This is a genomic window from Actinomyces urogenitalis DSM 15434, assembly GCF_000159035.1.
GTDB lineage: Bacteria > Actinomycetota > Actinomycetes > Actinomycetales > Actinomycetaceae > Actinomyces > Actinomyces urogenitalis.
In genome coordinates, this window is the sequence record NZ_DS999574.1 from 1,363,872 (window position 1) to 1,384,152 (window position 20,281).

At 69.9% G+C, this 20,281-nt stretch carries 18 protein-coding genes and 1 riboswitch; of the genes, 15 read left to right on the forward strand and 3 right to left on the reverse strand.

From position 1 onward, the window contains the following. On the reverse strand, positions 1–1,019 hold a 1,019-nt coding region (locus tag HMPREF0058_RS05810; protein WP_006548797.1), incomplete at its 3' end, for an ADP-ribosylglycohydrolase family protein. An 84-nt stretch (positions 1,020–1,103) separates the two neighbouring features. On the opposite strand from HMPREF0058_RS05810, the gene HMPREF0058_RS05815 reads away from it, so the two are divergent. Further along, positions 1,104–3,497, forward strand: coding sequence for a glycoside hydrolase family 3 N-terminal domain-containing protein (locus HMPREF0058_RS05815; protein ID WP_141560467.1), 2,394 nt, complete (start codon positions 1,104–1,106; stop codon positions 3,495–3,497). After that, on the forward strand, positions 3,472–4,839 hold the full coding sequence (hisD, locus tag HMPREF0058_RS05820; RefSeq protein ID WP_034235672.1) for a histidinol dehydrogenase: 1,368 nt from the start codon (positions 3,472–3,474) through the stop codon (positions 4,837–4,839). Before HMPREF0058_RS05815 ends, hisD begins: the two co-directional genes overlap by 26 nt. A 70-nt stretch (positions 4,840–4,909) precedes the next feature. Here the strand turns inward: hisD and HMPREF0058_RS05825 are convergent, their stop codons facing one another. Both HMPREF0058_RS05825 and HMPREF0058_RS05830 read right to left on the reverse strand, forming a co-directional pair. After that, complete coding sequence (locus tag HMPREF0058_RS05825) at positions 4,910–5,902, reverse strand: magnesium transporter CorA family protein (protein ID WP_006548800.1); 993 nt, start codon at positions 5,900–5,902, stop codon at positions 4,910–4,912. A 60-nt stretch (positions 5,903–5,962) separates the two neighbouring features. Then, a complete protein-coding gene (locus HMPREF0058_RS05830; protein WP_040319733.1) occupies positions 5,963–8,221 on the reverse strand; it encodes a RecQ family ATP-dependent DNA helicase in 2,259 nt (752 codons plus the stop codon). A 184-nt stretch (positions 8,222–8,405) separates the two neighbouring features. Here HMPREF0058_RS05830 and HMPREF0058_RS05835 point away from each other — a divergent pair, with 184 nt between their 5' ends. The 13 genes from HMPREF0058_RS05835 to HMPREF0058_RS05895 all read left to right on the forward strand — a co-directional run bounded on the left by HMPREF0058_RS05835 (position 8,406) and on the right by HMPREF0058_RS05895 (position 20,276). Then, entirely contained in the window at positions 8,406–9,179 is a 774-nt protein-coding gene (locus tag HMPREF0058_RS05835; protein WP_081449188.1) for a MarR family winged helix-turn-helix transcriptional regulator, read from the forward strand. 138 nt (positions 9,180–9,317) lie between these two features. Further along, positions 9,318–9,412: riboswitch (SAM riboswitch) on the forward strand. Between the two features lie 204 nt (positions 9,413–9,616). Then, positions 9,617–10,813: a cobalamin-independent methionine synthase II family protein gene (locus HMPREF0058_RS05840; protein ID WP_006548803.1), complete on the forward strand. Its 1,197-nt coding sequence runs from the start codon at positions 9,617–9,619 to the stop codon at positions 10,811–10,813. A 91-nt stretch (positions 10,814–10,904) separates the two neighbouring features. After that, positions 10,905–12,803: a cation:proton antiporter gene (locus tag HMPREF0058_RS05845; RefSeq protein WP_006548804.1), complete on the forward strand. Its 1,899-nt coding sequence runs from the start codon at positions 10,905–10,907 to the stop codon at positions 12,801–12,803. A gap of 72 nt (positions 12,804–12,875) precedes the next feature. After that, complete coding sequence (locus tag HMPREF0058_RS05850; protein WP_006548805.1) at positions 12,876–14,057, forward strand: histidinol-phosphate transaminase; 1,182 nt, start codon at positions 12,876–12,878, stop codon at positions 14,055–14,057. Further along, complete coding sequence (gene hisB, locus HMPREF0058_RS05855; RefSeq protein WP_006548806.1) at positions 14,054–14,653, forward strand: imidazoleglycerol-phosphate dehydratase HisB; 600 nt, start codon at positions 14,054–14,056, stop codon at positions 14,651–14,653. Before HMPREF0058_RS05850 ends, hisB begins: the two co-directional genes overlap by 4 nt. Next, on the forward strand, positions 14,653–15,351 hold the full coding sequence (locus HMPREF0058_RS05860) for a hypothetical protein (protein ID WP_006548807.1): 699 nt from the start codon (positions 14,653–14,655) through the stop codon (positions 15,349–15,351). Before hisB ends, HMPREF0058_RS05860 begins: the two co-directional genes overlap by 1 nt. A gap of 54 nt (positions 15,352–15,405) precedes the next feature. Continuing rightward, complete coding sequence (gene hisH, locus HMPREF0058_RS05865) at positions 15,406–16,056, forward strand: imidazole glycerol phosphate synthase subunit HisH (protein ID WP_006548808.1); 651 nt, start codon at positions 15,406–15,408, stop codon at positions 16,054–16,056. Between the two features lie 35 nt (positions 16,057–16,091). Next, complete coding sequence (gene priA, locus HMPREF0058_RS05870) at positions 16,092–16,835, forward strand: bifunctional 1-(5-phosphoribosyl)-5-((5-phosphoribosylamino)methylideneamino)imidazole-4-carboxamide isomerase/phosphoribosylanthranilate isomerase PriA (protein WP_006548809.1); 744 nt, start codon at positions 16,092–16,094, stop codon at positions 16,833–16,835. Next, on the forward strand, positions 16,832–17,590 hold the full coding sequence (locus HMPREF0058_RS05875) for an SseB family protein (RefSeq protein WP_006548810.1): 759 nt from the start codon (positions 16,832–16,834) through the stop codon (positions 17,588–17,590). Before priA ends, HMPREF0058_RS05875 begins: the two co-directional genes overlap by 4 nt. A 307-nt stretch (positions 17,591–17,897) precedes the next feature. Continuing rightward, positions 17,898–18,509 carry a translation initiation factor IF-3 gene (gene infC / locus HMPREF0058_RS05880; protein ID WP_282632515.1) on the forward strand — a complete coding sequence of 204 codons (612 nt, stop codon included), beginning with the start codon at positions 17,898–17,900 and terminating at the stop codon, positions 18,507–18,509. A 101-nt stretch (positions 18,510–18,610) separates the two neighbouring features. Next, a complete protein-coding gene (gene rpmI / locus HMPREF0058_RS05885) occupies positions 18,611–18,805 on the forward strand; it encodes a 50S ribosomal protein L35 (protein ID WP_006548813.1) in 195 nt (64 codons plus the stop codon). Between the two features lie 27 nt (positions 18,806–18,832). Next, positions 18,833–19,213 carry a 50S ribosomal protein L20 gene (rplT, locus tag HMPREF0058_RS05890; protein WP_006548814.1) on the forward strand — a complete coding sequence of 127 codons (381 nt, stop codon included), beginning with the start codon at positions 18,833–18,835 and terminating at the stop codon, positions 19,211–19,213. 142 nt (positions 19,214–19,355) lie between these two features. Further along, positions 19,356–20,276 carry a TrmH family RNA methyltransferase gene (locus HMPREF0058_RS05895; RefSeq protein ID WP_006548815.1) on the forward strand — a complete coding sequence of 307 codons (921 nt, stop codon included), beginning with the start codon at positions 19,356–19,358 and terminating at the stop codon, positions 20,274–20,276. Positions 20,277–20,281: the final 5 nt, after the last annotated feature.

Below are 20,281 nucleotides of genomic sequence, written 5' to 3' on the forward strand. Positions count from 1 at the left end.
CCTCGCGGCAGGCCGTGGATCGCCTTGACCCACTCTTGCGGCGCTGCGCCGGCCCCGAGGTAGCTCCCGGCCAGGGCTCCTGCGATGGCGGCGACGGTGTCCTTGTCCTGGCTCGTGGTCAGAGCCTGCATAAGGATGGTGCTCATCCACCAGGCCGAGGTCTCCTCGCGCGTGTCGAAGAAGAGCGGCTGGTTCCAGTAGTGGCAGCGGTTGGCGAAGGTGAAGGCCAGGGTGGCCTGGGCCAGTGCGTGGACGGCGAAGCCGTCGTGGTGCGGGGGAGCGTCGTAGTGACTCGGGTCTGCAGGCCCACCGTCAAAGAAGTCGTGCCAGTACTGACGCCGCTCGCCGGGGATGAGGTCGAGGGTGCGCATGGGATTGGCTCCGTGCATAGGCAGGTTCTCCCACGCGGGATTCATGACGTTCTCGCGGATCATCTCGGCGTGGATGACGCAGGCGTCCCCGGCCAGCGGATCAGCATGGGTCAGCTCGGCGACGGCGCGCACCGCCGCTGCGGTCGCCTGGCGGTCTGTCAGCCTGGTCAGAGCCACGATCCCATTGCGCATCAGCGCGCCGTTTCCCGCGGTCATGCCGGTCCTGGCATGGAGATCGGCGGCGGCCTGGCGCATGCGCTGGGCGATCCCGGGCTCGTCGCGGCTTGGGGAGACGGCGTCGATGACATCGCGAGTCTGGTTGCCGACGTCGGTGGCCCCCTCCTCGACCACCCACCGGCACCAGCCGCGCGCGATCTTGTCCAGCGCCTCCGGGCTCGTCAGGTCGGCTCCGGTGGCGGCAACCTCCGCGATATAGAGAGACATCTGGGTGTCGTCGGTCCACTCGGCTGGTGCGTAGTGGCCGTAGCCGCCGCCCACCATCTGTGGAGGGGTAGTCAGGGGCACGTGGCCAGGCTCGTAAGGCGCTCCCATGGCGTCGCCCACGGCCTGGGCAACGAGGACACCGGCGGCCCGCTCGAGCTGGGAGTCGGACAGAGTGGGCTGGGATGCCTGGGGAAGGGGGCTCATGGGTCAAGACTACGGGGCGCCTGGAGGCAAACCATTCGGTAAAATAGGGGGGTACCGACCAGCACAGACGCCGAGGAGGACGCCGTGACGAGCCAGGACCCTGCTACCGCCAGTCAGAAGGCACCGACCTTTCATCACCAGGATGGCGGGCCCACGATCGGTACCTGTGACGCACCGGTGATCGAGGTGGACGGGCACCTGTTCAAGGACCTGGCGCGCACCGGTGAGCTGTTGCCCTACGAGGACTGGCGCCTGAGCGCGAGCGAGCGCGCCGCGGACCTGGCTGGGCGCCTGAGCATCGAGCAGATTGCCGGCCTCATGCTCTACTCACCCCACCAGGCCGTACCCAACCCGGGCCACGGCCCCTTCCCCGGGACCTACGGCGGGTGCAGCCTGGCTGAGGCCGGGGTGGAGCCCTGGTCCCTGACCGACCAGCAGACTCGGATGCTCACCCGTGACCACATCCGTCATGTCCTGGCCATCACGCTGGAGTCGGCGGACACGGCAGCGCGGTGGAACAACGCCCTGCAGGCCCTGGCTGAGTCCACCCCGCTGGGCGTTCCGGTCTCCATCGCTACTGACCCGCGCAACGGTGCGGGAGAGGCGACGGGAGCCGAGTTCACCACCAGCGCCGTCGACGTCTCACGCTGGCCTGAGGGGATGGGGATGGCGGCGCTGTTCGACCCGCAGCGGGCACGCGAGTACGCCGAGATCATCTCCCAGGAGTACCGGGCGCTGGGGATCACGACCGCGCTCGGCCCTCAGATTGACCTGGGCACCGAGCCACGGTGGATGCGGCTGCAGGACACCTGGGGACCGAGCTCAGCACTCGTGACGGACTACGCCCGGGCCGTGTGCGACGCCATGCAGACCACTCCGGCTGCCGACTACCAGCAGGGGGCTGCTTTCGGGCTGGCGGTGCCTGAGGCCTCCTACGCTGACCCCGGCTGGGGCCAGGCCTCAGTGGCCACCATGGTCAAGCACTGGCCGGGCGGCGGGACAGGCGAGGCGGGGCGTGACGCGCACTACGGCTTCGGCAAGTTCGCCGTCTACCCGGGTGGCAACGAGGCCGAGCACCTGGTGCCCTTTGCCCACGGAGCCTTTGACCTCGACGGTCCGACGGCGAGCGCGAGCGCCGTCATGCCCTACTACACGATCTCCTCGGGGTACCGCACCCCGGACGGGCAGGTGCTCAACACCGGCAGCGACGGCGAGCCACGGGCGAACTCCTACCACCGCGTCATCGTCCACGACATGCTGCGCCAGCGCTACGGCTTCGACGGCGTGGTGTGCACCGACTGGGGCATCACAGCCGATCCTGACCCGGAGATGAGCAATTTCGGTCAGCGCTGCTACGGGGTCGAGGACCTCAGTGTTGCTGAGCGTCACGCTCTGGCGATCGACAACGGCGTGGACCAGTTCGGTGGCAACAGCCAGGCCGCTCCGGTTCTGGAGGCCTACCGGATCCTGGCTGAGCGCGACGGTGAGGCGGCTGCTCGCGCCCGTTTCGAGGCCTCAGCCGTGCGCCTGCTGCGGGTCTTCTTCCGCACCGGCCTGTTCGACAACCCCTACCTTGACCCGGCGGCCTCGGTGGCGACGGTGGGCTGCGAGTCCTTCGCCCAGGCAGGCCTGGCCGCCCAGCGTGACAGCCTCGTCCTGCTCAAGAACGCCGACGCCGACCGCGCCCCGGTCCTGCCGCTGACGCAGCCCTCGATCCGGGCGTGGGTCCCACGCCGCCACCTTGATGAGCGCCTGGGCTTCATGCGTTTTCCGGAGCCCGCCTGCGACATCGACCCCTACCGGCCCAGCCCTGCCGCACTGGAACGGGTGGAGGACCCTGCCCAGGCCCAGGTCGCCGTCGTCTTCATCGAGTCCCCGCTGTGCGAGAGCTACTCCGTGGCTGATCGCGAGGCCGGGGGCAACGGCTACCTGCCGATCTCCCTGCAGTGGGGCCCATACACGGCGACCGCTGCCAGGGAGCGGTCCCTGGCGTCCGGTGACTTTCGGGAGACGGCGCACCCGGACCGTTCGGTGCGTGGCAAGCAGGCGCAGGTGGCCAACGCCAGCGACCTGGAGCTGGTGCGCCAGGCTCGCGCGCAGATGGGGAACCGGCCGGTCATCGTCGTGCTGCGGATGCACAACCCGGCGGTCCTGGCCGAGGTGGAGCCGCTGGCGGACGCGATCGTCATCGACTTCGGCGTCCAGCAGGAGGTGGTCTGGGAGCTGCTGCGCGGGCGCGTGACCCCGCACGGCCTGCTGCCTCTGACGCTGCCGGCCTCGATGGAGGCGGTTGAGCGTCATGACGAAGACCGTCCCTTCGACTACGCCGCCTATGAGGACGGCGCCGGCCACACCTACCGCTTTGGCTTCGGTCTGGACTGGGAGGGCGTCATCGATGACGAGCGCGTGGGACGCTACGCCGCCCGTGCGCCTAGGCCGCTACCCTGGGCCCATGCTGAACCGCATCGACCTGCGTGAGAGTGACCTGAACGCCCGAGAGCTGGCTGAGGCCCTGCCTCGCGCCACCCTCGACGTCGCCGCTGCCCTGGATGCCGTCGCCCCGACGATCGCTGACGTGCGTGAGCGTGGGGCGGCGGCGCTGCGCGAGGCCGCTGAGCGCTTCGACCACGTGCGCCCTGAGCACCTGCGGGTGCCGCGCGAGGCACTCACCCGGGCCCTGGAGGGCCTGGACCCGGCGGTGCGCGAGGCCCTGGAGCTGTCCATCGCCCACAACCGGGCCGGTCACGCGGCCCAGCTGCCCCGTGAGACAGTCACCGAGATCGTCCCCGGTGGCACGGTGACCCAGCGCTGGATCCCGGTGCGTCGTGTGGGTCTGTACGTGCCTGGCGGCCTGGCCGTCTATCCCTCTAGCGTGGTGATGAATGTCGTGGCGGCCCAGGTGGCCGGTGTGGAGCAGGTGGCGCTGGCCTCCCCGCCCCAGGCGGCCTTTGACGGCCTGCCCCACCCCACGATCCTGGCGGCCTGCGAGCTGCTGGGGGTCGAGGAGGTCTACGCCGTCGGCGGCGCACAGGCCATCGCGATGTTTGCCTACGGGGCGGCCTGCGAGAACGCGACCGACGAGGCTGACGTCGTGGCCGCGGGTGGGGCGCCGGGGACGGCTCTGTGCGAGAGGGTCGACGTCGTGACCGGGCCGGGCAATATCTTCGTCGCCGCCGCCAAGCGGGCGGTGCGCGGCGTGGTCGGGATCGATGCCGAGGCTGGTCCCACCGAGATCGCGATCGTCGCGGACGGCGAGGCTGACCCCGAGCTCGTGGCTGCCGACCTGCTCTCACAGGCCGAGCACGATCCGAACGCCGGCAGCGTCCTCATCACCGACTCCGAGCGGCTGGCCGCTGAGGCTGAGGCAGCGCTGGAGCGCCGCCTGGCAGCCACTAAGCACACCCAGCGCTCGCGGACGGCGCTGGAGGGACGTCAGTCGGGGATCGTGCTGGTGCGGGACCTCGACCAGGCGATCGAGGTGGCTGACGCCTACGCCGCCGAGCACCTGGAGATCCACACCCGCCATGCCCAGGCGGTGGCGCGCAGGATTCGCAACGCGGGAGCGATCTTCGTCGGTCCTTACTCCCCGGTGCCGCTGGGCGACTACCTGGCCGGCTCCAACCACGTGCTGCCCACCGGCGGCACGGCACGCTTCGCCGCGGGGCTGAACGTCATGGCCTACATCAAGCCTGTCCAGGTCATCGAGTACGACGCCGCGGCGCTGGAGGCGATGACGGACCCGCTCACGGCCCTGGCCGAGTCTGAGGACCTGCCGGCCCACGGTGAGGCGGCACGGGCTCGCCGAGGCTCCCGGGCTTGACGAGGCTCCCGGGCTTGACGCGCTAGCCTCGGCGAGCCCGTGCCCACACGCCAGCACTAGGCGACCGCCGTCAGATCCAGTCGTTGCGCTTCATGATGAGGTACAGCACCACAGCGGGCACGACGACGAGCACGGCGGCGGCGACGGTGCCCGCGTCCTGTCCCTCACCCGGGTAGGGCACGTTGATCCCGAACCATCCTGTCACCAGGGTGGGCACGGAGATCACCGCTGCCCACCCGGCCAGCTTCTTCATGACGTTGTTCAGGCGCTGGTCCTGCAGGGACAGGTGCGTCTCGAAGACTGAGGCGATCATGTCGCGCAGGGACTCGGTCCACTCCGAGGCGCGCAGGATGTGGTCGCTGAGGTCGGCGTAGAAGGGATCGAGCTCGCGGATGCGGTCCTCTCGGTGGCGCCACAGCACGCTGACCACCTCGCGCATGGGCAGCACGATGCGTCGTAGCGTCACCAGCTTGGTCCGCACGTCGTAGGCGGAGCGCTGGAACTCGGTCGAGCGAGAGCTGGGGGAGAACAGGTCGTCCTCCAGGTTCTCGATGGCGTCATCGAGCTCCTGGACCGTGGTGAAGTAGCCGTCGACGACGACGTCCAGCAGCCCGTGGACCAACGCCGTCGGGCCGAGCCGGATGAGGCTGCGGTTGGTGTGCCAGCGCTGGAGGACCCGGGACAGGTCGAGCCTGTCGGTGGCGCGGACGGTCACCAGCGCCCGGTCGAAGATGAACCCGGCGATCCGGGTGAGCTGGTCCTCCTCGTCATCAAGGGTCGAGGCGAAGCTCGGCAGCGTCGCGTAGGTGACGAAGTACTGGTAATTCTCCTGCTGCGCTGCTTTGGGGCGCTCGAAGGGGGCGACGGCGTCCTCTAGGGCGTTGGTGTCCAGCCCGAGCTCAGTGGCGAGGACCTGCAGGTCCTCGTGCGTGGGAGCGACGATATCGGCCCAGATGAGGAGGGACTGGTCAGTCATGGCCCGGTCGATGTCACCGATATCCGTGGGAGCCTCGTCGCAGGGCACCCCGTCACGCCAGGCCAGGGATCGGAAGGACAGTGCCATGGGCGAAATCCTGCCACGTGGCGGCTGCCTCCCGCAGCCTGGGCCCCTGGACGCTGGTGGCTACGAACGCTGAGCCAGGACGAAGGGATAGACGCTGGCGGCGCCGGCCTCGCGCAGCAGGCGCGTGGCCAGCGTGAGCGTCCAGCCTGAGTCCGTCCAGTCGTCAACGAGGACCACCGTGGCTCCCTGGAGGCTGGCCAGGGTGTCCCGACGCCAGTCCTGGAGCGTGAGCGAGCGGGCAACGGCGGCTAGGCGGAAGGGAGAACCGACGTCGTGGCGCCCGGCCTCGCCGCGGATCCCGACCACCGCTAGGGGCTGGGCCGCCAAGGTCCGAGCCACGGCGCGGCCCAGCTGACGCACGAGCGTGGGACGGGTGCGCGAGTCGATGATGACGACGACCAGGGGGCCGTGACGTTCGTCTTCCTCACCGCCCGTCTCGGTCTCGATGAGGCTACCCAGTCGCTGCGCGACCTCGACCACGGCCTGCCGCAGGGAGGCGGGAACCTCGCCATCCGTGCCGGAGTCGAGGAGTGTGCGCAGCGTCGTCGAGATCCCGAGGCCGTCCAGGCGCCCGACTGCCAGGCCGCGGCCGGCGCGGTGCTCCTCCTTGATCCGCCCGCGTAGGCTGGCCAGTCCCAGCCGGTCCATGCCCGTGGGCCACTGGCGTCGGGGCTCGATGACAGTGCCTACCTGCGCCAGCGCCTGGCGAGCGGTCTCCACCTCCTGGGCGTCGGCATGGTCAGCTAGGGACAGTCCTGCGCACAGGTCGCAGCGTCCGCAACGCCAGTCCTGCTCCAGGGCTGGGTCATCCAGGGTCTGGCGTAGGAAGGCCATGCGGCACAGCGGCGCCCGGAGGGACTCGTAGGTGATCATGAGGTCCTGCTCGCGGGCGCGAGCGGCTGCCACACGCGCATAGCGCGCGGCGTCATAGACCCAGGGCGTGCCTGTCCAGCCCCATCCGCCCCTGACCCGGCGCACGGCGCCGTCGACGTCCAGGACCTTGAGCATGGACTCCAGCCTGGTGCGCCGCAGGCTGGTGGAGGTCTCTAGCACTGCGGTGCTCAGCGGGCCCTCTCCCTGGCTGTGCGCCTCCTCCAGAACGGCGAGCACCTGGCGCACGTCCTGCTCGGGTGGGAAGGCCTGGGAACCGAACCAGTCCCAGATCGCCTGGTCCTGGGCGCCGGGCAGCAGCACGACCTCGGCGCGTTCCACGCCACGGCCCCCGCGCCCGACCTGCTGGTAGTAGGCCACGGGGGAGCTGGGGGCCCCGAGGTGGACGATGAAGGCGAGGTCGGGCTTGTCAAAACCCATTCCGAGCGCGCTGGTCGCAATGAGGGCCTTGACCTGGTTGGCCTTGAGCTCGCTCTCCAGCCTCTCGCGCTCGGCCGGATCGGTCCCGCCGGTGTAGGCGGCGACCTCGAGGCCTGCCTGACGCAGTTGCGCGGTGATCTCACCGGCGGCCGCGACGGTGAGGCAGTAGACGATCCCGGAGCCGGGCGTGGAACGCAGGTAGCTTGTCAGCCAGGCCAGACGGGAGGCGTCATCCTCCAGCTGCTTGACCCCCAGGTGCAGGGAGGAACGGTCCAGGCTGCCACGCAGGACCAGGACGGGCTGGTGGTCGGTGGAAGGATCCTCTCCTGCGCTCAGCTGCTCAGCGACGTCGCGGGTGACGCGCTCGTTGGCCGTGGCCGTGGTGGCCAGGACGGGGGTGTGGACAGGCAGATCGGCCAGCAGGGTACGGATACGTCGGTAGTCCGGGCGGAAGTCGTGGCCCCAGTCCGAGATGCAGTGGGCCTCGTCGATGACGACCAGGCCGGTGTCCGAGGCCAGGTGGGGCAGGACCTCCTCGCGGAAGACAGGGTTGTTGAGCCGCTCTGGGGAGACCAGGAGGACGTCGACCTCGCCGGTGGCGATACGGGCCTCGACCTCGGACCACTGCGTGGCGTTGGCTGAGTTGATCGTGGCCGCCTGGATCCCGGCGCGCTCGGCGGCAGCGACCTGATCGCGCATGAGGGCCAGTAAGGGCGAGATGATGACGGTGGCTCCTACGCCCGGGCTGGCGGGGGCGCCCTGCGCACGCACGGGCGGCGGAGGTGTGCCTGGCTGCCAGCCGCCCCAGCCTTCGCGCATGAGCGCGGTGGCCACGAAGTAGACGGCGGACTTTCCCCACCCGGTGCGCTGGACCACCAGGGCGCGGCGACGCAGCGCCACCAGGGCGTGGATCGCCGTCCACTGGTCCTCGCGCAGCCTGGCCCCGGGGCCGGAGACCAGCAGCTGCAGGATCGTCTCGGCGCGCTCTCGCAGGAGTGAGGTGCTCATGGCCTCACCGTAGCCACAGGCACCGACACGATCAGGCACGCCCGCGGCCAGGCGAGTGACGCACAACATACAGGTACCTGTTCTATGGAGCTTGCGCGATAGGGAAGGTGCCTGTAGTTTTCTTCTCGTCAGAGATCAACAGGTACCAGTAAGAAAGGTGCTCATCACGAACCAGGAGAATGACATGACTTCCTACACTGACAACACTGAGGCAATCGGCTCCGAGGACCGCGCCAGCGTCCTGGCCCCCGTCCACGACCGGCTTCGCCGCCTGCAGCGCCTGAGCCACCGCCGTCGCATTGAGGCGCGTACCTCCGGTGGCCCCTACGCGGACACCACTCGCGGCCAGGGACGGGTCCTGGCTGCTCTCAACCTCTCCAGCCCCTTGCCCACTCGCGAGCTGGCCTACCTGCTCGATATCCGCCAGCAGTCCCTCAACGAGCTGCTCACCAAGCTTGAGGCCCAGGGCCTCATCGAGCGCACCCCGAGCGAGGGTGACCGCCGGGTCAAGGTCGTTGCCCTCACGCAGGCCGGCCGTCACGCCGCCACCGGCTCCGGCCGCAGCGAGTACCTGAACGTCCTGAGCGATGACGAGGCCACGACGCTGGCGGCCCTGCTCGACAAGGTCATCGCCTCCCTGGAGGAGGAGCTCGGCCTTGAGGATGACGACGACGTCGAGGCCTGGCTGGACGAGGCCCGTCGCCGGATGGGGGAGGAGCGTGTGGCCGGGCTGCGGCGCATGCGTGAGCTGGGCTTTGGCCCGGACCACCACCACGGCGGCCCCCACGGCGGACCCCACGGCGGCCGGGGACACGGCCACCATGATCATGGCGAGGACGGTCGCGGCCACGGACACGGCCGTGGCGAGGGCCGTTCGCAGCCCGGCGAGCGCCAGGATCAGGGCCGTGGACGCGCCGGACGCGGTGGCGAAGTCCGTGGAAAGGGGCGGCGCGGCTGAGACCCGCTGAGGCGGGCGCGGCCCGTCCTCGATCCTGATGCTGGGGTGCCTGGGTAGTCACTCACCCAGGCACCCCAGCATCTCGCCTGGCGGATGGGCGGACTTGCGGGCTGGGCGGGCACGTGTATCCTGCCGCCGTAGCCATCCCGAGCGGCTGAGAGACCTGGCTCTTCGACGCCGCAGCAACCGACCGGCTCTGCCGGCCCCGGTGCTCCCGCCAGGACCGATGGAAGGACACCTGATGACCACCAGCCGATGCAGCAGCGCCTGCTGCACCGTCAGGACGGAGACTCCCCTGCTCACGCCCGAGCGCGTGGCAGGGGTGGTCATGCCCCGCTGAGGCGCCCGGACGTCTCAGCCCCCAGCCGGCTCTGCCGGTTCCGGTCCTTATCTCCATGACCACCGCGGCGAGTGCCGCAGGAATGACAGGACCACTCATGACCACCTCCATCCGCACCACCCACGTCGGCTCCCTGCCCCGTACTGACACCCTTCTCAAGGCCAACGCCGACCACGCCACCGGCGCTCTGTCCGACTCCGACCTGGCCGCCGTCGTCCGCTCCGAGACCGATGCCGTGGTCGCCAAGCAGGCTGAGCTGGGCATCACGATCGTCAACGACGGCGAGTACGGCCACGCCATGACCGAGAAGGTCGACTACGGCGCCTGGTGGTCCTACTCCTTCACCCGCTTCGCCGGCCTGGAGCTGCTTGACGAGCTGCCGCCGCGCAAGCCCACCCCCGCCGGCAAGCTCGAGCTGGACGCGATGACCGACCGTCGCGACTGGGTCGCCTTCGCTGACGCCTACTCCGACCCCACCTCGGGTATCCACCTGGCCACCCGTCGCCCCTGGTCCTTCCCAGCCCTGACCGGAGAGCTGTCCTACACCGGCCAGGAGGTCGTGGCTCGTGATATCGCCTCCCTCAAGGAGGCGCTGGCCAAGGCCGGCAAGCCGGTGTCCGAGGGCTTCGTAGCCTCGATCAGCCCGGCCGCGGCGGCGCGCATCGGCAACTATTACTACGAGGACGACGAGGCGGCCGTGTGGGCCTGGGCCGAGGCCCTGCGCGAGGAGTACAAGGCCATTACGGACGCCGGCCTCACGGTCCAGATCGACGCCCCTGACCTGACTGAGTCGTGGGACCAGTTCAAGGTGGAGCCCGCTATCGAGGACTACCGTCGCTTCTCCGCAGTGCGTATCGAGGCCCTCAACCACGCCCTGGAGGGGATCGACCCCGACCTCGTGCGCTACCACGTGTGCTGGGGCTCGTGGCACGGCCCGCACTCCACCGACCTGGAGTTCCGCCACGTGGTGGACCTGGCGCTCGCCGTCAACGCCAACGGGCTTACCTTCGAGGCCGCCAACGCCCGCCACGAGCACGAGTGGAAGATCTGGAAGGACGTCGAGCTGCCTGAGGGCAAGTACCTCATTCCGGGCGTCGTCTCCCACGCGACCAACGTCGTCGAGCACCCCGAGCTCGTGGCAGACCGCATCACGCGTTTCGCCGAGCTGGTGGGACCTGAGCGCGTCGTGGCCTCCACCGACTGCGGCCTGGGCGGGCGTATCCACTCCCACATCGCCTGGGCCAAGCTCGCCTCGCTGACCGAGGGGGCTCGTCTGGTCTCCGAGCGTCTGTGAGGCGGCTGGGCCGACGGCGGTGACGCCCGGCCCGGGCTCCTCCTTCCTGCTGCTCCCGCCTGCCACGGTCTGCCCCGTGGCAGGCGGGAGCATGGCTGTCTGTGCCCCGTTCTATCTTGGGTCCGTGACTCCTCTTCTTGTTGCCGTGGCCGGGCTCTTAGTCATTGCGGCCTGCAACCAGCTCGCGCCCAAGGTTGGGGTGGCCTCGCCGTTGATTCTGCTGGCCCTGGGGGTCGGCGTCGGATTCCTGCCCTGGGTGGCGGCGGTGGAAGTTGAGCCGGAGATCATCCTGGAGATGGTGCTGCCGCCCCTGCTCTTCGCGGCTGCAGTCTCGATGCCGGTGATGGACTTCCGCCGAGAGCTGCAGACCGTTGCCGGCTTGGCGATCGGGCTGGTGGTGGTCTCGGCGCTCGTGCTGGGAGTGGTGATCCACCTCCTGGTACCCGCCATCGCGCTTCCCTGGGCGATCGCGCTGGGTGCGGTGCTCAGCCCCACGGATGCTGTGGCTGTCTCCATCGCCCGAGGCTCGGGCGTGAGCCACCGCATCATCACGATCCTGGAGGGGGAGGGGCTCTTTAACGACGCCACTGCCCTGGTCCTGCTCTCCTCAGCCGTCTCCGCCGGGCTCATGACCAACGCGGACGCCCTGGAGCCGCTGACCCTGGCAGGGGAGTTCCTGCTGGCCCTGGCGGTGGCCCTGGTCGTGGGCTGGGCCGTGGGCGAGGTGGCGGTGCGCGTGCGATCGCGTATCTCCGACTCAGCCGCGGACACGGCCGTCTCCTTCACCGTACCCTTCCTGGCGTCCGTCCCGGCCGAGCACCTGGGCGGGTCCGGTCTGGTGGCAGCGGTAGTGGCAGGGCTCGTTGTCTCCTACCGCGGACCGCGTCTGCTGCCGCCCAGCAACCGGCGCACTGCCCAGAAGAACTGGCGCACGGTTGAGCTCATCCTCGAAGGAGGCGTCTTCCTCGTCATGGGCCTGCAGGCCTACGGGATCGTCCACGAGCTCACCGACGACCCGGCCGGGGCGGGCCTGGGCCTGGCCCTCCTGGTGGCCGTGGTCTGCGGCGCCCTGACAGTCGTGGTCCGGGCCGCCTTCGTCACGCCTCTGCTCGCCTGGCTGGCTGAGCTGCGACGTCGTTCCGTGCGCCGGGTGGATCTGGGCGAGGAGCGGATCGCGCAGTTCGAGGAGCGGCTGGCGCACGCCTGCGACGCGGACGAGGAGATGCTGGCGGCGCGCAACCTGTCAACCGAGGAGTGGCAGCGAGCCTTGGAGCGGTGGCGTCGTCGCTTGGAGCGGGGACGGCGCAGGCAGAAGCGGGCTCGCAGTGACCTGGCCTACTTCCTGTCCCAGTCGCTGGGGCCGCGTGAAGGAGCCGTCATCGTCTGGGCCGGGATGCGTGGCGCCGTGACGCTGGCCGCGGCACAGACCTTGCCTCTGGAGGCACCCATGCGCTCCTTCATGCTCCTGGTTGCCCTCGTCGTGGCGGCAGGCTCGCTCGTCATCCAGGGGCTGACGCTGACTCCGTTCATCCAGCTCGTCAAGCCACAGATGGCCTCCCACGGCGCAGACGAGGAGGAACGAGCACGTCTCATGCGCCTGCTGGGCCACGCCGTCAAGGACACGGCCTTGGCCCAGTTCATCGCGGGGCAGCCTGGCGAGCTGTCGCAGGCACAGGATCCCTCCTCGGCCCAGCAGGCAGGCAGGGCTGGGGGAACGATGTTCTCGCTGCCTTCGGTCGGCAAGGCCATGTACGCCGGACAGTTGCAGGCCGGTGGCGAGGCAGCCAGTGAGTCGGGGACGCTGGCCGCCCGGCAGGCTCTTGGCGCCTTGCCTCGGGAGAAGATGCGGGCTCTGGCCAAGGAGGCGATCCACGCCCAGCGCGACGCCCTCCTGGACGCCCGCGACGACGGCGTCTTTAGCTCCCAGACGCTGGAGGCGGCGCTCATGCGACTGGATGCGGAGGAGGTCCTCCTCGACGCCACGCACTGAGCGGTCCCCTCGGGCTCGCGTGAACGTGGACGCCCGCACCAGCCGGGCCACGCTCCTCGTAGACTGCGGCACGTGAGCACACTTCCTCTGCGACCCGGCCTTGAGGGCGAGACCCCCTACGGCGCCCCTGAGCTGGAGGTGCCCGTTCGCCTCAACGTCAACGAGAATCCCTACCCTCCCTCGCCCGAGGTGGTGCAGGACATCGCTGACGCCGTTGCCCAGGCGGCAAGCACCCTCAACCGCTACCCCGACCGTGACTTCCCTGCCCTGCGTCAGGCGCTGGCGGACTACCTGGCCGTCGAGTCCGGGGTGCGTGTGCCCTGGGAGCAGGTCTGGGCCGCCAACGGATCCAACGAGGTCATGCTCCACGTCCTCCAGGTCTTCGGCGGACCAGGCCGGGTGTGCCTGTCCTTCACACCGACCTACTCCATGTACCCCGAGTACGCCCGTGACACCCTGACGCGCTACGTCGCCGCCGCGCGCGCCGAGGACTTCACCCTGGAGGTCGACGTCGTCCGCGAGGCCGTCGCTGCCCACCACCCCGCCGTCATCCTGCTGGCGAGCCCCAACAACCCCACCGGCACGGCCCTGCCCCTGGACGACGTGCGGGCCGTGCTCGAGGCTGCTCGTGGGCAGGGCCCGCTCGCCGCGGACGGCAGCGCGACGGACTGCGTCGTCGTCGTGGACGAGGCCTACGGGGAGTTCCGCCGCCCCGGTGTCCCCAGCGCGCTGGAGCTCCTGGCCCTGGAGGACGGCCAGGCCTACCCGCACCTGGCGGTGTGCCGCACGATGTCCAAGGCCTTCGGCATGGCCGGGCTGCGGCTGGGCTACCTGGCCGCCTCGCGTGAGCTGGTCGACCTGCTGCGCGTGGTCCGCCTGCCCTACCACCTCTCGGCCCTGACCCAGGCGGCCGCGATGGCGGCGCTGGCTCACCGCGAGGAGCTCATGAGCCAGGTCGCGGCGATGCGCGCTGACCGCGACGCCCTGGTCCAGTGGCTGCGCGAGCAGGGGTGGACCGCCTGTGACTCCGACTCCAACTTCGTGCTCTTCGGTCCCTTCGCCGACCGCGACGCCGTCTTCCGCGCGATGCTGGAGCGCGGTGTCCTCATCCGGGTCGTCGGACCGGCAGGGTACCTTCGGGTGTGCATCGGCACGCCCGAGGAGATGGAGGCCTTCCGCCGCAGCCTCCAGGCGGTGACCAGTGACCTTCCCCGGCCGCAGCGCGCCCACACACCCAAGGAGATCCACGCATGAGCCGTACCGCCCGCATCGAGCGCACCACCAGTGAGTCCAGCGTCGTCGTCGAGCTCGACCTGGACGGGAGCGGACGCACCGACGTCTCCACCACGGTCCCCTTCTACGACCACATGCTCACCGCTCTGGGCAAGCACTCGCTCATCGACCTGACCGTGCGCGCCAGCGGGGACACCGACATCGACGTCCACCACACCGTGGAGGACACCGCGATCTGCATCGGCGAGGCGCTCAAGCAGGCGCTGGGGGACAAGCGCGGGATCGCCCGCTTCGGTGATGCCACCGTCCCGCTGGACGAGGCACTGGCCCACGCCGTGGTGGACGTGTCCGGACGGCCCTACCTCGTCCACGAGGGGGAGTCCGAGGCCTTCGTCCACCACCTCATCGGAGGCCACTTCACTGGCTCCATGGTGCGCCACGCCTTCGAGGCCATCGCCTACCACGCCGGGATCTGCCTGCACGTGCGCGTGCTCTCGGGCCGCGACCCGCACCACATTGCCGAGGCCGAGTTCAAGGCGCTGGCGCGCGCACTGCGCAAGGCCGTCGAGCCGGACCCGCGTGTGGAGGGCATCCCGTCCACCAAGGGAGCCCTGTGATGAGCGCGGACCAGCCTGGCCGTGGTCACGACGGCGAGGACCTGGACGCCGAGTTTGCCGCCCTCATGGCAGGCCTCGACCTGGACACCTCGCAGGAGGATTCCTCGGCCTTGGACCCCGGCTCGCTGGAGGTGCCCGAGGACACCTCCGCCCTGGACAGCCAGGACGTGACGGCCACGGCCAAGGCCGTCAAGGTCGCCGTCGTCCTGACCCCTCTGGCCAGTGCCGACGCCCTGGCCGCCCTGTGCGCCATGAGTGACCTGGACTGCACCGTCGTTCCGGCACGCTCAGGCGCCTTCGCCGTCAAGGAGTTCGTCTCCGCCCACGCGCAGTGGGACGTGGCTGAGCTCCTGGGCGGGGCGGAGACCGAGCCGGCCGAGGCCGCTGAGCTGGCGAGTGCGCTCTCCCGGCTCTCACGAGGAGGGGTCGTCCTGCTGACCGCCGACCTGGCCACCGACGTGGGTATCGAGTTAGGGCTGTCCGGGACTATCACGGCTCGCCGCTACGAGAACGGGACGGCTGGTCAGGAGGCCAGTGCCGGCCTGCTGCTGTCAGCGGTTGACCAGGTGGTCGAGGACGTCCTGCTCGGGCTGACCAAGGCCGAGGACGTCAAGGGGGCGGTGCGCTCCTCCCAGGTCCGTGCCTCGCGGGCCATGCGCTGGCTGGGACGAGGCCTGCGCGGCGGCGGGCGCTCCTGAGGCGCCCCGCGAGACGCGTGTGAGCCACCTGAGGCCGACCGTTAGGCTACGACCATGCTCAAGCCCTCCGTCGTCGTGCTGTCCTATGGCAGCGGTAACGTCCGCTCGGCCGTGCGCGCCCTGGAGCGCGTGGGCGCCCAGGTCGAGCTGACTGCGGACCCTGCCGCCGTCGAGGCGGCCGACGCGCTGGTGGTGCCCGGAGTGGGTGCCTTCGCCTCGGTGATGCGGCAGCTGGCTGCCGTGGACGCGCCTCGCCTCATCGACCGCCGCCTGGCCGGGGGCCGTGCGGTTCTGGGTATCTGCGTGGGCATGCAGGTGATGTTTGCCGCCTCCACCGAGCACAGTGGCCAGTCCGGCAGCACGCCGGGACTCGCTCAGTGGCCCGGGACCGTCTCTCGTCTGGAGGCGCCGGTCGTCCCGCACATGGGCTGGTCCCAGGTCCGCCCGCCCGCCGACTCGGTGCTCTTTGCCGGCATCGAGGACGAGCACTTCTACTTTGTCCACTCCTACGCGGCCAAGACGGACCCGGCCAGTCTCCTTGACCAGGGCCCGACCCGGCTGCCGCAGGCCACCTGGGCCACTCACGGCGAGGACTTCGTGGCGGCCGTGGAGAACGGGGCGCTGTCGGCCACCCAGTTCCACCCGGAGAAGTCCGGCGACGCCGGTGCCCAGCTCCTGCGCAACTGGCTCGCCACGGTGGCCTGAACCTGGTCCTTGTCCGCCGATCGGAAGGAAACCCCATGCTGACCCTCCTGCCCGCCGTCGACGTTGCTGACGGCAAGGCCGTGCGTCTCCTCCAGGGAGAGGCCGGCTCCGAGACCGACTACGGCAGCCCCATCGAGGCTGCTCGGGACTGGGTGGAGGCGGGAGCCGAGTGGATCCACCTGGTGGACCTCGACGCGGCCTTCGGACGTGGCTCGAACGCCCCGCTGCTGGAGCGAATCGTGGGTGAGGTCGGCATCAAGGTCGAGCTCTCCGGCGGGATCCGGGACGACGCCTCACTGACGCGTGCTCTCAAGGCCGGTGCCGCACGGGTCAACCTGGGCACCGCGGCACTGGAGGACCCACAGTGGACTGCTCGCGTCATCGCTGAGCACGGGGAAAAGATCGCCGTCGGCCTGGATGTGCGTGGCACCACGCTGGCGGCGCGAGGCTGGACCAAGGAGGGCGGCGACCTGTGGCAGACCCTCGATCGCCTCAACGAGGCCGGGTGCCGGCGCTACGTGGTCACGGACGTGACCAAGGACGGCACTCTGACCGGTCCTAACACCGAGCTGCTGCGCCAGGTGGCCGCTCGCACGAGCGCTCCGGTGGTGGCCTCGGGCGGGATCTCCAGCCTGGAGGACATCGCCGCCCTGGCCAGGCTGGTGCCGCAGGGAGTCGATAGCGCGATCGTGGGCAAGGCGCTCTACAACGGCAATTTCACGCTGCCCCAGGCACTGGCGGTGGCTGGCGGGGCTGCGGTCCAGGACGTGCAGGCATGAGCCAGCAGTCTCCGGGACAGCCTGACGCCCAGCTGGCGGCCGCGCTGGCTGCACGCGCCAAGATGGAGAGGCTGCTGGCCTCGCCCAGTCCCTTTGCCGATGACGACGGCGGTGCTGACCCTCGGGTGACCCAGGCTCTGGAGGACACGAGCCAGCCCCGTCACCTCTACCTGGACCACCTGTGGCAGGCGCTGGTGGCCAGTCGCCTGATCGTGCCGGTGGCCGCACACCCCCGCGGGGGGGACGAACCCCACACCAACGACGCCGCGCAGGACGCCGCGACCCTGGCCGTCGACCTTCCTGACGGTCACGTGGCGCTACCCGTCTTTACCAGCGTCGATGCGATGAGGGCGTGGCGCCAGGACGTGCGTCCGGTGCCGGTTGAGCCGCGTCGTGCGGCCCAGGTAGCCGTGCAGACCACGGACCAGCTGTGGGTGGTTGACCCGGGAACCAAGGACCTGCGCCTGCCACGGCCTGCGGTCGTGGCGCTGGCTGGGGGAGAGGACTGGGTCCCGTCCTGGCGCAACGAGCCGGTGCAACAGGAGGTCACGGCCCAGCTCATGGCGGTGACAGGAGTCACCGGCGTCGCCTTTGAGCCTGGGCAGGGTGCTGAGCTGAGGGTCTTCGTCCGCATCGACGCCTCCGGCGGGATGCCGGCCGTGGCTGCTTCCCTGGAGACCTGCCAGCTCGTCATGGTCAACCCGGCCTGGGGCGAGCTCATTGACACCGTTGAGCTGTGCCCGGTGCCTGCCTGAGCCCGGAGCGTGTCCAGGTTCACGCACTGATCGCCGGGGCCATGCTGGGGCAGGCGGATGGGTCCTGGTACAGTTCAGCACTGACCGGCCGGAGTCCGACTCTGGCGCGCAAGCGGAGAGATCCCACCTGGGTTCCTGACGGGAACCGGGTCATGCGAGGACAGCCTCGCAACGTGCAGCCTGAGCTGTGCGTCGTACCACTGGGTACGTGATGGGCCTTCGTACGCGATCTGCGGCGAGGGCCCTGTTTCTTGCTGCGGCGGTTGATCATCACCAAGAGTGAGGAACTGTCATCAGCGAGCCCCGTATCAACGAACGGATCCGCGTCCCCGAGGTGCGCCTCGTCGGCCCCGGCGGTGAGCAGGTCGGCGTCGTACGCGTCGAGGACGCGCTGCGCCTGGCCGAGGAGGCCGGTCTCGACCTCGTCGAGGTTGCCCCTGACGCACGCCCCCCGGTGTGCAAGCTCATGGACTACGGCAAGTTTAAGTACGAGTCGGCCATGAAGGCACGTGACGCCCGGCGCAACCAGGCGAACACGCAGCTCAAGGAGGTCCAGTTCCGCCCCAAGATCGACCAGCACGACTACGCCACCAAGATGGGGCACGTCGAGCGGTTCCTCAAGGGCGGGGACAAGGTCAAGTGCGTGGTGCGCTTCCGCGGCCGCGAGCAGTCTCGTCCTGAGCTGGGTATCCGTCTGCTCCAGCGTGTGGCCGAGGAGATCGGCGACCTGGGGACGGTTGAGTCCCACCCGCGTCAGGACGGTCGGCAGATGGTGATGGTTCTGGCCCCCACGCGCAAGAAGGCGGAGGTCAAGTCAGACCAGCGTCGTCGTCGCGAGGAGGCCCGGGCCAGCCGCCGAGCCGAGAAGAACGCGGCCAAGGCCGCCTCCGGCGCCGAGGCGCCGTCCACCGAGGCCTGAGACCTCCGGGTCACCCACAGACCACCCCCCACCCCACCGGCAAACCGTGTGGGGTCCGCAGCCCAGGCAACCTGTCTCGGGCCGAGAAGAGGAATCCAACAATGCCGAAGAACAAGACGCACTCCGGTGCCAAGAAGCGTTTCCGGGTCACCGGTAGCGGCAAGCTCATGCGCGAGCAGGCTGGCAAGCGCCACCTGCTCGAGGTCAAGTCCTCGCGCCGCAAGCGCAAGCTGTCCAAGGACCAGGTTGTTGACGCCAGCAACCTGCGCGAGGTCAAGAAGCTGCTCGGCCGCTGAGAGCCCACCACCTAAAGGAGTCATCACATGGCACGTGTGAAGCGGGCTGTCAACGCCCAGAAGAAGCGTCGTTCCGTCCTCGAGAAGGCCTCGGGCTACCGCGGCCAGCGTTCTCGCCTCTACCGCAAGGCCAAGGAGCAGGTCACCCACTCCGGCGTCTACGCCTTCCGTGACCGCCGCGCCCGCAAGGGTGACTTCCGTCGCCTGTGGATCCAGCGCATCAACGCTGCCGCTCGCGCGGAGGGCCTGACCTACAACCGGTTCATCCAGGGCCTGGGCCTGGCCGGCGTCGAGATCGACCGCCGCATGCTGGCCGAGCTGGCCGTGAACGAGCCGGCTGGCTTCAAGGCCCTCGTTGAGGTTGCCAAGAAGGCTCTTCCTGCCGACGTCAACGCCCCTCGCGCCTGAGCGCGGGCGAGGGCCGGCGGTGAGCCGATCCTCACGTCATGAGACGGCGCCATCTCCTTGTCAAGGAGATGGCGCCGTCTCGCGTAGGCTCCCTTTCATGAGCAAGCGGGCAGACACACGCACCTGGCGCCCCGGTACCCCGATGGCCCGTCCCGACGGCGTCGCGCCGCCACAGCCAGACCTGCTGGACAACCCCTCCTCGGCCCGCGTGTCCCGGGTCGCCGCGCTGGCGCGGCGCTCCACGCGCACGAAGTACGAGCGCTTCCTGGTCGAGGGGCCCCAAGGGGTTCGCGAGGCGGTCCACCACGCCTGCGGTGACATCCTCGATCTCTATGCCACCCAGGACGCCAGCGCGCGTTATCCCGAGATCCTCTCCGAGGCCCGGGCCGCGGGCGTGTACACCCACCTGGTCACCCCCGCGGTCATGGCGGCCATGAGTGCCGATGCCCAGGGTCTGCTCGCTGTGGTTCGCACGCAGGCTGTGGCCCGTCCCTCGGCGGCCGGCGGCTCGCGAGCCCCCCAGGTGGCCGAGCTGAAGCAGGTCCTGGACTCTGCCCGGCTGGTCGCCGTGCTCACCCAGGCCCAGGACCCGGGCAACGCCGGCACGATCATCCGGGCCGCCGACGCGGCCGGTGCGGACGCCGTCGTGCTGGCCCGGGGCAGCGTGGACCCCACCAACCCCAAGGTGGTGCGCTCCACCGCTGGCAGCCTGTTCCACCTGCCGGTGCTGTGGGGGCTGGGTCTGGAGGAGATCTCACAGGCGGTCCACGGTGCGGGCCTGGCGATCCTGGCTGCTGATGGCCGAGGTGAGCTCAACCTGTTCGAGTCTGAGACCTTGCTGGCCCGTCCCACCGCCTGGTGGCTGGGTAACGAGGCCCACGGCCTGTCACCTGAAAGCCTGACGCAGGCGGACGCCGTCGTCTCGATCCCGCTGTACGGGCAGGCCGAGTCCCTCAACGTCGCCACCGCCGCGGCCGTGTGCTTCTACGCCTCGGCCCGGGTCCAGCGCCGCGGGGTACTAGCCCAGTCATCTTCGGCGCCTGTCAGCAGCGTGCAGGGGTGAGGGCT

Bases quoted from the DNA above. Each gene is read 5' to 3' on its own strand.
- hisD (WP_034235672.1), top strand. From the start codon at position 3,472: ATGCTGAACCGCATCGACCTGCGTGAGAGTGACCTGAACGCCCGAGAG.
- HMPREF0058_RS05825 (WP_006548800.1), bottom strand. From the start codon at position 5,902: ATGGCACTGTCCTTCCGATCCCTGGCCTGGCGTGACGGGGTGCCCTGC.
- HMPREF0058_RS05830 (WP_040319733.1), bottom strand. From the start codon at position 8,221: ATGAGCACCTCACTCCTGCGAGAGCGCGCCGAGACGATCCTGCAGCTG.
- HMPREF0058_RS05835 (WP_081449188.1), top strand. From the start codon at position 8,406: ATGACTTCCTACACTGACAACACTGAGGCAATCGGCTCCGAGGACCGC.
- HMPREF0058_RS05840 (WP_006548803.1), top strand. From the start codon at position 9,617: ATGACCACCTCCATCCGCACCACCCACGTCGGCTCCCTGCCCCGTACT.
- HMPREF0058_RS05845 (WP_006548804.1), top strand. From the start codon at position 10,905: ATGGCTGTCTGTGCCCCGTTCTATCTTGGGTCCGTGACTCCTCTTCTT.
- hisB (WP_006548806.1), top strand. From the start codon at position 14,054: ATGAGCCGTACCGCCCGCATCGAGCGCACCACCAGTGAGTCCAGCGTC.
- HMPREF0058_RS05860 (WP_006548807.1), top strand. From the start codon at position 14,653: ATGAGCGCGGACCAGCCTGGCCGTGGTCACGACGGCGAGGACCTGGAC.
- hisH (WP_006548808.1), top strand. From the start codon at position 15,406: ATGCTCAAGCCCTCCGTCGTCGTGCTGTCCTATGGCAGCGGTAACGTC.
- priA (WP_006548809.1), top strand. From the start codon at position 16,092: ATGCTGACCCTCCTGCCCGCCGTCGACGTTGCTGACGGCAAGGCCGTG.
- HMPREF0058_RS05875 (WP_006548810.1), top strand. From the start codon at position 16,832: ATGAGCCAGCAGTCTCCGGGACAGCCTGACGCCCAGCTGGCGGCCGCG.
- rpmI (WP_006548813.1), top strand. From the start codon at position 18,611: ATGCCGAAGAACAAGACGCACTCCGGTGCCAAGAAGCGTTTCCGGGTC.
- rplT (WP_006548814.1), top strand. From the start codon at position 18,833: ATGGCACGTGTGAAGCGGGCTGTCAACGCCCAGAAGAAGCGTCGTTCC.
- HMPREF0058_RS05895 (WP_006548815.1), top strand. From the start codon at position 19,356: ATGGCCCGTCCCGACGGCGTCGCGCCGCCACAGCCAGACCTGCTGGAC.